General features: G+C 69.4%; 3 protein-coding genes. All 3 read left to right on the top strand.

Annotated features, from left to right (window positions below; all coding sequences use genetic code 11):
* The first annotated feature begins 51 nt into the window (after positions 1-51).
* The 3 genes from F8M74_RS10455 to F8M74_RS10445 are packed head-to-tail and all read left to right on the top strand — an operon-like array spanning position 52 to position 15,445.
* Positions 52-2,262, top strand: coding sequence for a beta-ketoacyl synthase N-terminal-like domain-containing protein (locus tag F8M74_RS10455; protein ID WP_141253094.1), 2,211 nt, complete (start codon positions 52-54; stop codon positions 2,260-2,262).
* The gene (locus F8M74_RS10450) at positions 2,262-6,527 is read left to right on the top strand and encodes an SDR family NAD(P)-dependent oxidoreductase (RefSeq protein WP_171410155.1); all 4,266 of its coding nucleotides are present in this window, start codon (positions 2,262-2,264) and stop codon (positions 6,525-6,527) included. The genes F8M74_RS10455 and F8M74_RS10450 overlap by 1 nt, the downstream gene beginning before the upstream one ends.
* The gene (locus F8M74_RS10445) at positions 6,524-15,445 is read left to right on the top strand and encodes a non-ribosomal peptide synthetase/type I polyketide synthase (protein WP_141253080.1); all 8,922 of its coding nucleotides are present in this window, start codon (positions 6,524-6,526) and stop codon (positions 15,443-15,445) included. Before F8M74_RS10450 ends, F8M74_RS10445 begins: the two co-directional genes overlap by 4 nt.
* Positions 15,446-15,452 lie beyond the last annotated feature (7 nt).

Raw genomic sequence — 15,452 nt, 5'->3', positions numbered from 1 at the left:
ACAGGTGATGAGTCTGAGCGGCTTGCGAGTCGCCAGCGGAGCCGTGCCTTGATGTTGTGTGAACCCATTGCTGTGATTGGACTGGGCCTGCGTCTGCCCATGTCGGACTGCCCGCGTACGCTCTGGCAAATGCTATGTGATGGGATTGATGCGACGGGGGACATCCCGGCCGGGCGCTGGCCTTTGTCTTCGCTCTTCGACACTGCACCCGATCGCCCCGGGACGATTCGCAACCGCAAGGCCGGACTGATTGAAGGCGTGGAGCTGGCCGACCCCGCGGCGTTCCGGCTGTCGAAGCGGGAGCTGCGGCAGATGGACCCGCAGCACCGTCTCCTCTTCGAGTGTGCATGGCATGCGCTGGAGGATGCAGGCCTGCCCTTCGACGCCGTGCGAGGGAGCCGCACGGGCGTCTTCATGGGCGTCAACTTCAGCGACTTCCAGCGGATGCTGGCGCGGGACTGGTCCGCGCTGGATGGCTATTCCGTCCTGGGAACGACGGCGTCCTTCGCGGCCAACCGGCTCTCCTACGCCTTTGATTTCCGGGGACCCAGCACCGTGTCGAGCGTGGGGTGTGCCTCCTCGACGGTGGCCCTCCATGAGGCGTGCCGCAGCTTGACGCTGGGCGAGGTGGAGATGGCCCTCGCCGGGGGCGTCGAGCTGATGCTGTCGCCGGACAGCAGCATCATGCTGTCCCAGGCCGGCGTGTTCTCCGAGCGGGGGCAGTGCCGGACCCTGGATGCGCAGGCGGACGGCTACGTGCGCGGGGAGGGCGCTGGCGTCGTCGTCCTCAAGCGCCTGTCCAGGGTTGAGCCTGGTGACCGCGTGTACGCGGTGATTCGGGGCAGCGCCGTCAATCACAACGGTCGGAACGAGTGGATCATGGCGCCCAGCGCCTCGGCGCAGGCGGACGTCATCCGGCAGGCGTGTGAGCAGGGCGGGGTGGCTCCGGCGAGCATCGACTACATCGAGATGCACGGCTCGTCGTTCCTCAAGGGCGACGCGGCCGAGGCGGAGGCCATCGGGGAGGCGCTCGGGACGCAGCGGCCGGTGCCTTGCAGGCTCGGCGCCATCAGCAACAACGTGGGCTACCTGGGCGCCGCGGCGGGCATCGCGCAGTTCATCAAGGTGTGCCTGTCACTGCACCACCGCACGTTTGCGCCGACGATTCACGTGGATGCGCCCAACCCGCTGGTTTCGTTCGACGCGCTCGGGCTGAGCATCCAGACGGAGCTGGAGCCCTGGGCCGCGCGGGAGCCTGGCGTGCCTCTGCGAGCGGGCATCGTGTCCACGTCCCTGGGCGGTGCCAACGGCTTCGTGGTCCTGGAGGCAGCTCCGGCTGCGGTGCTGGAGCGGACGCCAGCGCCGGTCCATTTCCTGGCGCTCTCGGCGCTCTCTCAGGACGCGCTCCGTCAGCGGGCGCTCCAGCTTCGGGACTTCCTCGCCGCGACGCCGGACTCCGTGGCAACGCTGGAGGACGTCTGCTTCACGGCGGCGCTCAAGCGTCAGCACCACCGGCACCGTGCCGCGGTGATCGCGGGCGACCGGGCTGGGCTCGTGGCGCTCCTCGGTTCGCTTGCGACGTCGAGTGGGACGACGCTCCTGGTTCAGGAGGGCATGCCGCTGGAGCAGGTGGAGGCCGGCCGTGTCTTCGTCGCGGATGGGGCGGTGCCGCCCGAGGTGTTCCCGGTGCGCGCAGGGCGCTGCGTGAGCCTGCCGGTCTACCCCTTCCAGCGTCAGCGCCTGTGGCCCGAGTGGCTTTCACCCGATGAAGTCTGCCGCTCACCCAAGGACGCGCGGCCGGATGCCGCCAGCCTCCTTCAGGCCGCCGCGGTGGCCGCCGGGGATGCTTCCCGCGTTCCCGTTGTGCATGGGGAGGCCCAGATGCAGGCGTTCCTGCGTGGGCACCTCGCGGACGTGCTGGAGGTCGAGCCCGCGACGCTCGATGTGCAGGGGCGGACCTTCTTCGAACTCGGCCTGAACTCCATTGGGGCCACGTTGTTGAAGGAGCGCATCTCGCGGGCGCTCGAGCTCCCGCTGTCGACGACGCTCTTCTTCGAGCTGCCCCGGCTGGGGCCGCTGGCGAAGCGTCTGCTGTCCCTGTTGGAGGCGCGGCGTGGCCGCCTGGCGTCGGACCCGGGCGACGTGAGCACGCCCGAGCAGGAGGAGCAGGGCCTGATGGAGCGCATTGCCGGGCTGTCCGAGGACGAAGCGCGCGAGCAGATCGCCCGGACGTTGGCCGAACTCAGCCTCGAGGTCGCGTGATGAACCGCAAGGACGGATTCATGGCGGAGTTGTCGCCACTCCAGCAGGCGCTGCTGACGATTGAGAAGCTGCAGAAGAAGCTGGCCACGGCCTCGAATGGTGAGCGGGAGCCGATTGCCATCATCGGCATGGCCTGCCGCTTTCCGGGGGGCGCCACCAGCCCCGCGAAGTTCCGTGACCTGCTGTGGGGGGCACGGGAGGCGCTGACGGAGATTCCCAGCGACCGGCGGGCGCTCCAGGGGCTCTATGACCCGGACCCCTCCAGGCCTGGGAAGTCGTCCATGCGCCGCGCCGGCTTCGTCGACGAGGTGGACCGGTTCGACGCGGAGTTCTTCCACATCTCCCGGCGTGAAGCCGAGGGCATGGACCCGCAGCAGCGCTTCTTCCTGGAGGTGAGCTGGGAGGCCCTGGAGGACGCTGGCATTCCCCCGCACCAGCTCCAGGGGTCGCGGACCGGTGTCTTCGCGGGCGTCCACGCGAAGGACTATGCGTTCGTCACGGAGGGTGGTCTGGAGAAGGTGAGCGCCCACTACTCCACGGGTGTGGACGCCAGCTATGTGGCGGGCCGGCTGTCGTACCTCCTCGGGCTCGAAGGGCCGAGCATGGCGGTGGACACCGCGTGCTCGTCCTCTTTGTCCGCCGTGCACCTGGCGTGTCAGAGCCTGCGGACGGAGGAGTCGACGCTCGCCATCGCCGGAGGCGTGAAGCTCATCCTGGCGCCGCAACTCAGCGTGTTCCTGTCCAAGGCGGGAGCCCTCTCCCCCAGCGGTCACTGCCGCACGTTCGACCGGGATGCGGACGGCATGGTGCAGGGGGAGGGCTGTGGCGTGGTCGTCCTGAAGCGGCTGCGGGACGCCGTTCGGGATGGCGACCGCATCCTCGCGACCTTGCGTGGCACGGGCATGAACCACGACGGCGCGAGCGGTGGTCTCACGGTGCCGAACGTCGGGGCGCAGGAGGCGCTGTACCGGCGCGTGTTGCAGCGCGCGGGCATCGAGCCCGGGCAAGTGGATTACCTGGAAGCGCACGGGACGGGAACGCGGCTGGGAGATCCCATCGAGCTGGACGGCGTGTCGCGCGTCTACGGCGCAGCGCGGACTTCGGAGCGCCCGCTGTGGATTGGCTCCGTCAAGCCGAACATCGGTCACACGGAGGCCGCGGCCGGCATCGCGGGACTCATCAAGGCCGTCCTGGTGCTCCAGGCGGGCGAGGTGCCTCCCTCCATCAACTTCGAGCACCCGACCCCGGAGTTCACGTGGGAGGGCTCAGGGCTCGCGGTGCCTCGAGCGCGCACGTCCCTGGCGGAGAAGGACGGACCTCATCGCGTCGCTGTGAGCTCGTTTGGGATGAGCGGTGTGAACGCGCATGCGCTCGTCGAGGCGTACGCGGAGGCAGCCCATGCCGCCGTGGACGCCGGGCCGTATGTGTTGCCCCTCTCCGCGCGCTCGGAGCCCGCGTTGCGCACACTGGCGGAGTCATGGCTCCGGTACGTGTCGGAGGCCGGTCCTGGAGCGCGGCTCCAGGATGCGTGCTTCATGGCGGGCGCTGGACGCTCACACCATGCGCACCGCGCGGTGCTCGTGGCGAGGACGCCCGAGGCGCTTCGCGCGGCCCTTCACGCTGTCACGGAGGGGCGCGATGCGCCGGGTGTCACTCGAGGTTCAAGCGAGGGCGAGCCCGTCTTCCTCTTCGGTGGCACGGAGCCCGAGGCCAACCGGTTGATGCGTGAGCTGCTGGGCCGGGACGTCTTCCGAGCCCACGCGGAGAAGGTGGATGCGGTCCTCCGGCAGGTGGCGGGTTGGTCCGTCATCGACCAGGTGGCGGGAGAGCAGGCGGGCGAAGGACACCCGGTGGGCGCTCTCCTCGTGCTCCAACTCGCATTGGCGGAGCTCTGGCGCGCGTGCGGTCTGACCCCCGCCGCTGTTTCCGGCTTCGGCGTGGGAGCGCTCTCCGCGGGAGTGGTCGCGGGAGCCCTCAGCGTGGAAGACGCCGTGCGGCTCGCCTTGCAGCTGGCTCCAGCGCAGCCTGTGCGTCCTCAACCCGTGAAGTGCCCTTTCTTCTCCACCGTCGATGACACCTGGGTCGAAGTGGGCGCCACGGTGCCGGGTGCGTACTGGGAGAGACCGCGCGCTGCGGTGAGCGACCTGACGTCGTCCGTGGCGCACCTGTGTGCGCGGAACGCCTCGGCTTTCATCCAGGTCTCTTGTGAGGCTTCCGTTGGGGAGGCGTTGGAGGCCGCTGCGCGAAGCCGCGGAAGCAAGGCCGTCATTCTGCGTGCCAGCAGGCCCGGTGAAGATGCCTGGACGGGTGTCCTGGGCGTCATCGCGGGTGGGTACTCCTCCGGAGGCTCCATTCGTTTCGAGGGGCTCTTCACGGGGGCGCGCAAGACGGTGGTTCCGACGTACCCGTGGCAGCGTGAGCGCTACTGGTGGGACGGCGCGGTCGCTCCAGCGCCGAGCAGCGTGCAGACCGTCCGGGATGCATCCCCCCGGGACCTCTTCTGCGAACTCACGTGGCATGCGCGCACGGTGGGGCAGGGTCCCGTGGACGCGGAGGGACGCTGGCTCATCGTGAGCACGCAGCCGGCTGCCTCGGAGTCGCTGCGGCAAGCCCTATCCACGGCCGGAGGCACCGTGCGCGTGGCCATCGTGGGCTCCGAGCAGACGTCGGTGCTGCGGGAGTGGCTGTCCGAGAGCCCGGCGCCCCGAGGCGTCATCTACCTGTCGGGTTCGGAGCACCCCGAATCACTGGAAGGGCTGCACACCTCGGTTCAGCGAGAGGTCCACGCGGCGGCGTCGCTCGTGCAGACCTTGGCGCGGCAGTCGGTGCCTGCGCTGCCTCGGTTGTTCCTCGTCACCCAGGGCTCGCAAGCCGCTGGCGAAGCGGTTGGACCCACGGCGATTGCTGGCGCGCCACTGTGGGGCCTGGGACGCGTTGTCGCCTACGAGCACCCGGAGCTTGCCTGCAAGCGCATCGACATCGAACCCGCGGCCTTCGGTGCGCTGGTGACGGAGCTGGCGCGCAAGGCTCCTGCTGCCGCTGACGACGACGAGGTCGTGCTGCGCGGCGAGCAGCGACTGGTGCCCTCGCTCACGCAGACCCAAACGATTCCGGAAGGCGCGGGAGCGTTTCGTCCCCGGCAAGACCGCACGTATCTGATTACGGGTGGGCTCGGTGGAATCGGACTGCGGCTCGCCTCCTGGCTGGTGGAGCGCGGCGCGCGGCACCTTGCCCTCTGTGGAAGAAAAGGTGAGACCGAGGAGGCCCGGCAGGCCCTGGCGCCGCTGCGTGCGGCGGGCGCGCGGGTGGAGACCTTCCGCGTCGATGTGAGCCGCCCGGAGTCGGTGGCGGAGATGCTGGCTGCCGTCCGCCGAGGCGGAGCGCCGCTGGGGGGCATCTTCCACAGCGCGGGTGTGCTGGCGGACAGCTCGTTGTTGCAGTGGGAGCCCCAGGACTTCGAGACGGTCATGGGCCCCAAGGTCGATGGTGCCTGGAACCTCCATGCGCTGGCCACGGACACCACCCTCGAGCACTTCGTCCTGTTCTCCTCGACGGCGTCGCTGATTGGCTCGCCGGGGCAGGCCAGCTACGCCGCGGCCAATGCATTCCTCGATGCGCTGGCGCACTTCCGTCGCGCACGGGGTCTGCCGGCCATCAGTCTCAACTGGGGGAGCTGGGGCGAGGTCGGCATGGCCGTAGCGGATGCTCGGCGTGGCGACCGGCTGGCGGAGCGGGGCATGTCGCCCATGTCCGTGGAGGAAGCCCTGGCGGCCATGGCGCTGGTGCTCGCGGAGAACCGCGTCACCCGGGGCATCGCGCGCTTCGATGTGACGCGATGGACTGCCAGCCATCCCTCCATCGTGGCTTCGTCGCTGTTCCGGCCCGCGTCCGCCATCGATGACGTCCCTGACGTCGTGGAGGCGCCTCGCAAGCTGCGCGAGGTGTTGCTCGCGCTGGATGGCTCCGCGCGCCGTGGTGTCCTGGAGGCGCGGCTCAAGGAGATGGTCAGCGAGGTCGGAAAGATCCCGACGGCGAAGCTCTCGTCCACGGACTCGTTCGACGCGCTGGGGTTCGACTCCATCATGGCGCTCGAGTTGCGGGACATGGTGCTGGGCGAACTCGACGTGAGCATGCCTCTCAAGAGTTTCGTTGATGAACGTTCCATCGAGCAGGTGACGGCTGAGCTTCTCGAAAAGCTCGCTGTGGCCAGTGTGCTCGGCGCTGCCTCCTCGGAGCGCAATGATTCGAAGCGGGTCCTGCTATGACATTGAATGAGCTTCTTCAGGCCCTGGCTGGGCACGGCATCAAGCTGTCGGTGGAGGGGGACCGCCTGGCGGTCGATTCGCCCACCGGCGAGATTCCGGGAGCGCTGCGCGACCAGCTCGTGGCGAACAAGGCAGCGCTGCTGACCCTGCTGTCGGAGCAGCGCGTGCCCCAGGCGGAGACGCTTCCGCAAATCACTCCCCGGCCGGAGGCGCGGCACGCGCCGTTCCCGATGACGGAGATCCAGCAGGCCTACAGCGTGGGCCGGCAGGCCGAGCTCGAGATGAACGCGGCGATGCACGCGTACAACGAGATTGACTGCCACGCGCTCGACCTGGCCCGCTTCGAGGACGCTTGGAACCTGCTCATCGCCCGCCACGAGATGCTTCGGGTGGTGGCGCTCCCGGGCTTCCAGCAGCGCATCCTCCCCGATGTGCCGCGCTACGTCCTGCCCGTGGAGGACCTGCTCGGACGCGAACAGGAAGAGACGGAGGCTCGCTTCCAGGCCATCCGCGAGCGGCTGTCGCAGCAGGTGCTGGCGCTCGACCAGTGGCCGTTGTTCGAGCTCCGCGTGTGTCAGCTCGACGGGGGCCGTTCGCGCCTCTTCATGAGCATCGATGGAACCTTCATCGATGGTTACAGCTTCCAGATTCTCTACCGGGAGCTCGTTCACCTCTACAAACACCTGGGTGGGGCGCCCGCGCTTCCCCAACTGGACCTGTCCTTCCGGGACTACGCGCTGGCGGTGCAGCATGCGCGCGGTGCTCGTTATGCGCGTTCGCTCGAGTACTGGCGCTCCCGTCTTCCGAACCTCCCGCCCGCGCCGGACCTCCCGCTCGACAAGGACCCGGGTTCGCTCCGGCGTCCTCGTTTCGGGCGCGTGTTCGAACGGCTGGGGCCGGATACCTGGCAGCCGCTCAAGCAGCGAGCCCGCGCGCGCAAGCTGACGGAGCCGGAGCTGCTGCTGGCGGCGTACGCGGAGGTCATGGCGCGCTGGAGCCGCAGCCCTCGCTTCACGCTCAACGTCCCGCACTTCAACCGGCTGCCCCTTCATCCCCAGGTCAACGAGATTGTCGGCACCTTCGCCAGCTTCACGCTGATCGAGGTGGACCACCGGCCGGAGCGGACGTTCACGGAGCGGGCCCTGGCCATCCGGGACCAGCTCTTCCTGGCGCTGGAGCACCGTGAGGTCAGCGGCGTCGAGCTGCTGCGGGAGCTGTTCAGGGCCCAGGGGCGTATCGCGGGCGCCATCATGCCGGTGGTGATGACGAGCTTCGCGTCTCACTCCAAGAGCAAGGACTCGCACTGGGTCGACTTCCTGGCGGAGGAGTTCGGCGAGCTCATCGAGGCGCTGACGCAGACGCCCCAGGTGTGGATCGACCTGCAGATTGTCTACCAGCGGGGCGGCGTCTTCCTGAACTGGGACGTGGCGGAGGAGCTGTTCCCGCCCGGCATGATTGAAGACATGTTCTCCAGCTTCTGCGCGCTGCTACGGCGGCTGGCGGAGGACGACGCGGCGTGGGACCAGCAGGGGCTGGACACCCGTCCGGTCCGGCAGGTGGAACTGCTGGCCCGCGTCAACGACACGGCGCGCCCGCGGAGCGGGGAGTTGCTCCACACGGGCTTCTACCGCCACGCCGCGGCGCGCCCGGACGCCCTGGCGCTGGCCTCGTCGAGCGTCAGCCTGAGCTATGGCGAGCTCGCCCGGCGCTCGAGCCGGCTCGGACATGCGCTGCGCGAGCGTGGCGCCGCGCCCAACCGCATCGTCGCGATTGTGATGGAGAAGGGGTGGGAGCAGGTCGTGGCCGCGCTGGGGGTTCTCAGCTCGGGAGCGGCGTACCTGCCCATTGACGCAGGGCTGCCGCACGAGCGGCGCGTCTACATGATGCGGAACGGCGGGGCCGAGCTGGCGGTGACGCAGCCGAAGTTCGCCCAGGAGTCCTGGCCCGAAGGGGTGCAGGTGCTGGTCGTCACGCCGGACGCCTTCAGTGAGTACAGCGAGGCGCCACTGGCGCCCGTGCAGAAGCCCGAGGACCTGGCGCACATCCTCTACACCTCCGGCTCCACGGGGCAGCCCAACGGGGCCATGCTCACCCACGCGGGGATGGTCAACGGCGTGGAGTGGACGAACCGGAAGTTCGGCGTCGGGCCGGATGACCGCGTCATCGCGCTCAGTGCGCTCCACCACGACTTCTCCGTCTACGACGTCTTCGGAACCCTGAGCGCGGGCGCGGCCCTGGTCATGCCGGACGCCTCCTCGCGCAGGGACCCCTCCCACTGGGCCGAGCTGATGTCCCGTCATGGCGTCTCCATCTGGAGCACCGTGCCGGCGATGATGGAGATGCTGCTGACGTATCTCGAAGGCAGCAACGCCCGGCTGACCTGCCCGCTGCGCCTGGTGATGCTCGGAGGAGATTGGCTCCCCGTCACCATGCCCGCGCGGCTGCGGGCGAAGTTCGGCGACGTGAAGCTGATGAGCGTCGGCGGCCCGACGGAGACGTCCCTGTGGAACATCTCCCATCCGGTCGTCGAAGCCGACGAGCGGCGCCGCAGCATCCCGTACGGCAAGCCCATCTCGAACACGAAGTACTACGTGCTGGACGAGCACCTGGACGAGCGCCCCATCTGGGTGCCCGGCGAGCTGTGCTGCGCGGGCGTGGGAGTGGCGCTGGGTTACGTGGGCGCGGGAGCGGGCTCGAAGAAGTTCACCGTGCACCCACGGACGGGCGAGCGCCTCTACCGCACCGGCGACCTCGGGCGGTACCTTCCGGATGGCACCATCGAGTTCCTCGGCCGCGTCGACTTCCAGCTCTCCATCCGTGGACAGCGCATCGAGCCGGGTGAAATCGAGGCCGCGTTGCTCCAGGAGCCGAGCATCAGCGCGGCGGTGGTCGGGGCGGTCGGCGAGCACCACGAAAAGCGCCTGGTCGCCTACGTCGTCGCCTCGGACACGAAGCGCGGTGTGGATACCCGGCACGTCCGTGAGTTCCTGTCGCGCAAGCTGCCCGAACACCTGGTCCCAACGACCTATGTCGTGTTGGAGGCGCTGCCGCTGACCCGCAACGCGAAGGTGGACCGCAAGGCGTTGCCGCATCCGGACCACGTCGCTCAGCCCACGCAGCGCGAGGAGAGCAAGCCCGCTGCCGCCGTCCGTCCAGGCCGTGAGGCCCAGGCGCTTCAGCAGTCCATCGCGAAGGCCGTGGCGGAGGTGCTGGGGGTTCCAGACGTCCACCCGGACCGGAACTTCTTCGAGCTGGGCGCCAACTCGGTACACCTCATCAAGCTCCACCTCGAGCTCAAGGAAAAGCTGGGGCTATCGGTTCCCGTCACGGACCTGTTCGGCAGGCCCACCGTCAAGGTGCTCGCGGCCAAGCTTGCGGCGGCGGGCGGTGAGGCGAAGCCCGAGGAGGCACTCGCGCCGCGCGAGGAGACGCCGCTGACGCAGGATGCGCGGGACATCGCCATCATCGGCTTGAGCTGCCGCTTCCCCGGGGCGTCGACGCCCGAGCAGTTCTGGCAGAACCTGATGCAGGGCGTGGAGTCGGTGGGCACCTTCACCGATGACGAGCTGCTGGCCGCGGGCGTCAGTCCGGAGGCGTTCCGGAATCCCGGGTACGTCCGCTCGTCGGCGGTGATGGAGGACTTTGACGCCTTCGACGCGGAGTTCTTCTCGCTGACGCCCCGTGAGGCACGCGCGTTGGATCCGCAGCAGCGGGTGTTCCTGGAGTGCGCCTGGGAGGCGCTGGAGCACGCGGGCTATCCGCCGTCGGGGCGCAACGGGCTCGTCGGCGTGTATGCCGGGAAGAGCGTCAGCCACTATCGCTATCCCTACCCGGACCTGACGCGCCCCATCGGCTTCTTCCAGGACCTGATGGCCCAGGACAAGGACTTCCTGGCCACGCAGGTGTCCTACAAGCTCGACCTGCGCGGGCCCAGCATCAACGTCCAGACGGCGTGCTCCACGTCCCTGGTCGCGGTGTCCGCGGCGTGCGCGGCGCTGAATGAGGGCAGCTGCGACCTGGCGCTCGCGGGCGGCGTGGCCATCAAGGTCCCCCACCGCGTGGGCTACTTGTACGAGGAAGGCAGCGTCTTCTCGCGCGACGGCCACTGCCGTCCCTTCGACGCCGGGGCCAACGGAACCCTCCCGGGAAGCGGCGCTGGCATCGTGGTCCTCAAGCGCCTGAGCCAGGCGCTGGCGGATGGGGACCGGGTGCTCGCCGTCATCAAGGGCTCCGCCATCAACAACGACGGGCACCGCAAGGTGGGCTTCATGGCGCCCGGCGTCGAGGGCCAGACGGACGTGGTTCGCCGTGCGCATCAGCACGCGAAGGTGGACCCGCGGACCATCTCCTATGTCGAAGCCCATGGCACCGGAACGGCCATTGGCGACCCCATTGAAGTCTCCGCGCTGACGGAGGCGTTTGGGGGACAGGTCCAGACGCAGTCGTGCGGTCTGGGCTCGGTGAAGGGCAACATCGGCCACCTCGACAGCGCGGCGGGCATCGCTGGGCTCATCAAGGTCGTGCTCGCGCTTCAGCACCGCACCTTGCCGCCCACGCTCCACTATCAGTCGCCGAATCCGCGGCTGGAGCTCCACAAGACGCCCTTCTACGTGGTGGACAAGGCCCGGCCGTGGACCGCGACGCAGGGTGTCCTGCGGGCGGGGCTCAGTTCGTTCGGCATCGGCGGCACCAACGTCCATGTTGTCCTCGAAGAGGCGCCGCCGCAGGCGACGCCAGCGCCGGACGTGCAGCAGATGGACCGCTCGCGGCACCTCCTGGCGCTCTCGGCGCGGAGCCCGGAGGCGCTGCGGCAGCTCGCGGGCCGCTACCGGGCGGCGCTCGAAGCACCGGGCGCATCGCTCGCGGACGTGTGCTTCTCCGCGAACACCGGGCGTGTCGCCTTCGACCACCGGCTCGCGGTGGTGGGGGCGGACGCCGCGCAGGTGGCAGCCGTCCTGGGCGCGGCGGAGCGGAATGACGAGCACCCGGGGGTCGTCCAGGGAGAGGCCGACACGAAGCAGGCGGTGAAGGTCGCGTTCCTTTTCTCCGGTCAGGGCTCGCAGTACGTCGGAGCCGCGCGCGAGCTGTACCAGACGCATCCGGGTTTCCGCCGGCGCATCGATTCGTTCGACCAGATGCTCCGTGAGTATTGGGACCGTTCGCTGATCTCCGTCCTCTACGCGGAGCCGGGGACGCCATCGCCCATCGACCAGCTCGACTACGCCCAGCCGGTGGTCTTCGTGTTGGAGTACGCGCTGGCCGAGCTGTGGATGTCGTGGGGCATCCAGCCGGACGTAGTGCTGGGACACAGCACGGGCGAGCTGGCGGCGGCCTGCATCGCGGGCGTGTTCAGCGTGGAGGATGGCCTGAAGCTGGCCGTTCACCGCGGACGGTTGATTCAGCAGCTTCCGGAGGGCAGCAACATCGCGGTCTCCGCGGCGGAGCCGGAGCTGCGCCAGTTCCTCGCCCAGGGCGGTTGGGCCAGCTCCATCGCGGCCGTCAACGGGCCGGACAACGTCGTCATCTCCGGCATCCCCGCAGAGATTGTGGAGATAGGCCAGGCGCTGGACGCGAAGGGCTACAAGGTCAAGCGGCTGAACATCCCGCGCGCGGCCCACTCGGTGATGATGGAGGCCATCCTCCCGGAGTTCAGGGCCGTCGCCGCGACGCTGCGTTATTCGCCGCCGTCGATTCCGATGGTCTCCGGGATGACGGGCGAGCTCATCACTGACGAGCTCTGCACGCCGGACTACTGGTGCAGCCAGCTTCGTAACCCGGTGCAGTTCGGCCGGGGCGTGGAGGCGCTGTACCGCGACGGCATGAGCGTCTTCGTCGAGGTCGGCCCGAAGGCGACCCTGCTCGGCATGGCGGCGCGCTCGGTGCCCGAGGGCGTGGGCACCTGGCTGCCGAGCCTGCGCGCCGATGACGGGGGCTGGCGGCAGATGCTGGAGAGTCTGGCGGCGCTGTACGTACGCGGCGTTCCGGTGGATTGGGCGGCAGTGGATGCCGGCTACCCACGGCGCAAGGTGGAAGTCCCGACGTATGCCTTCCAGCGTCAACGCTACTGGGAGGAGGGCGCGGGCCTCCAGCGCCCCAACGGGCGAAGCGTCTCCCGCGCCGAGCACCCGCTGATTGGCGAGCGCGTGCCCCTGGCCGTCCTGGAGGCCGGTGAGCTGTTGTTCGAGGCGACGCTGGGGCCTGCCTCGCAGGCGTTCCTGGGCCAGCACCGCGTCTTCGGCACGCCCACGCTGCCTGCGACGGGCTACGTCGAGATGGCACTGGCCGCCGGGGCCCGGTTGCTGGGCACGGCCGCGCTGGAGTTGACAGACCTGGCCATCCTCAACGCGATGACCTTCCCGAAGGATGCCGAGCGGAAAGTGCAGTGCGCCGTGCGCCGCGACGGAGAGGGCAAGGCCGCTGTGCGCATCTTCAGCCGGACGGGTGAGGGCTCGGAGCGCGCGTGGAGCCTTCATGCGACGGGCACGCTCGTCGTCCTCGGTGATGGTGTATCGGCCACCGAGGCGCATGACCTCGACAGCGTGTTGAAGGACCTGCAGACCCCGCTTCCCGTCGAGGACTACTACCAGCGGGCACGGAACGCGGGCGTCGACTTCGGGCCGGAGTTCCAGGGCATCACCGAGCTGCGCCGGGAAGGCGAGCAGGTCCTGGCGCGCATCGAGCGCCCGGCGGGCCTCGGGAGCGGCGGTGGCTACCTCGCGCATCCCGCCCTGATGGATGCCTGCCTCCAGGTGGTGGGCGGCGCCTATCCGGACATGGATGGCACCGAGCTGTACGTGCCGGTGCACATCGAGCGGCTTCACGTGCTGGGCAGCATCGAAGACGGCGTGTGGAGCCATGCCGTAGTGCGGCCGGTGGATGAGGCTGGGAAGCGGTTGCGTGCGGATGTCCGCATCTTCGGAAGAGATGGAGCGCTGCGCGCCTGGGTGCGCGGCCTGGAGCTTCAGCGCACGAGCCAGGAGGCGCTGCGTGCCGCGCTCTCCACCTCGCTGGATGAGTGGCTCTACGAGCGGCGGTGGGAACCGCTCGCATTGGAGGGGAGTCGTCCGGAGACGCTGGTGCCCGCGAGCGGCGCGTGCCTGATTCTCTCGGAGCGCGACGGCACGGGGCAGCAGCTCGCACAGGTGCTGACGCGCGATGGCCGCGCCTGCTTCGTCGCCATCCGTGGCACACAGCCGCACCGTATCGATGAGACCACCTTCGAGGTCCCTGACTCGCCCGAAGCGCTCGTGGAGGCCTTGCGCGAACTGCCGCTGCCGGCGGCACTGTCCGACGTCATCCTGATGTGGGGCTCCCACACCGAGGAAGCGGAGACGCTGGATGCGGATGCGCTGGGGCAGGCGGCTCGGGTGACGGGTGGTGGCGCGCTGGGACTGCTCCAGTTCCTGCTGGACCGTGGGTACTCCGGCACGGTGTGGCTGGTGTCGCGTGGCGCGCAGCCCGTGAAGCCGGGCGTTCCGTTGCCCGGGCTCGCCCAGTCGTTGCTGTGGGGCATGGCGCGGCCCCTGGCCATCGAGGCGTCGGAGTTGGATTGCCGGTGTGTCGACCTCGATGCCCAGGGCGAACCGAGTGCCCAGGTGGAGTTGCTCGCGCAGGAGATTCGCCGCCGCGCGGAGGTGGCGGAGGACCAGGTGGCCTATCGCGATGGCCGCTACGTCGCGAGACTCCAGAGGGTCGAGTCACGGAAGCTGGTCGAGCCGTCCGCGGAGCGCGTCGACGCCTTCCGGGCGGACCGCAGCTATCTCGTGGCGGGCGGGCTCGGACGCCTGGGCCTGCTGACGGCGGAGTTGCTGGCGAGCCGGGGGGCACGCAACCTGGTGCTGACAGGCCGGGGCGCTCCGGGGCCGCAGGCGGCGGAACGTCTGGAGCACCTGCGCCAGAAGGGTGTCCGTGTCGAGTACCGGCAAGTCGACATCGCGGATGCGGAGCCGCTGGCCGCGCTGCTGAACGAGGTGGCGCGGGACATGGCCCCTCTGGGCGGCGTGTTCCACTCGGCCGGTGTGCTGGATGACGGCGTGCTGCGGCAGCAGCGCTGGGAGCGCTTCGAGACGGTGCTGCGGCCGAAGTTGCGTGGCGCCTGGAACCTGCATCGTCTGACCGCGGGCCTGCCGCTGGACTACTTCGTGATGTTCTCCTCCGTCGCATCGCTCGTCGGCTCGGCGGGACAGTCGAATCACTGCGCGGCGAACGCCTTCGAGGACGCGCTGGCGCACCACCGCCGTGCCTTGGGGCTGCCTGCCCTGAGCATCAACTGGGGCATCTGGGCCGGTGACGCGGGCGCCCAGGTGTCGGTGAGCGAGGAGGCTCGGACGCCGGGCTTCGGCGTCATTCCGAAGGCGCAGGGCCTGCGCGCGCTGGAGCTGCTCCTCACGTCGCGCGTTCCTCAGGTAGGCGTGGCCGCCATCGACTGGGCTGTCTTCGGAAGCGGCCGGTCCACGCCCTACGTCGCGGAGTTGCGCGAGCGGGCAGGGGGCGAGCGCACTGTGGAGCGCGCGTCGTTCCTGGACACGCTCACGGCGGCGCCCATCGAGATGCGTCGGCAGTTGCTGATGGACTACGTGCGCGAGCAAGTGGCGTGGATGCGAGGCGTGGGCTCCAGCGAGTCCATCGACCCGGCGCGGGGGTTCCACGAGCTGGGCATCGACTCGCTGGCGGCGCTCCAGCTCAAGAACCGGCTTCAGAGCGGGCTCGGCGTGTCGCTGCCGGCGACGCTCGTCTTCAACTACCCGACGGCAGAGAAGCTCGCGACGCAGCTCATGGACGCGTTCATCCCTCTGGAGTTCACGGAGGAAGCGCGCGTCACGTCGAAGTCAGACGCCCCGGTCGAGAGCCCGCTGGAAGGGCTGGCTGAGGCGAACCTCGCGCACCTGCTCTCCGAGCAGCTGTCGAAGATGAACTAGGGACGGA

Source organism: Myxococcus sp. CA023 (genome assembly GCF_010998615.1).
Lineage (GTDB): Bacteria > Myxococcota > Myxococcia > Myxococcales > Myxococcaceae > Myxococcus.
The sequence above is the reverse complement of the archived record's forward strand: the minus strand, read 5'-3'. Positions and strand labels throughout refer to the sequence as shown.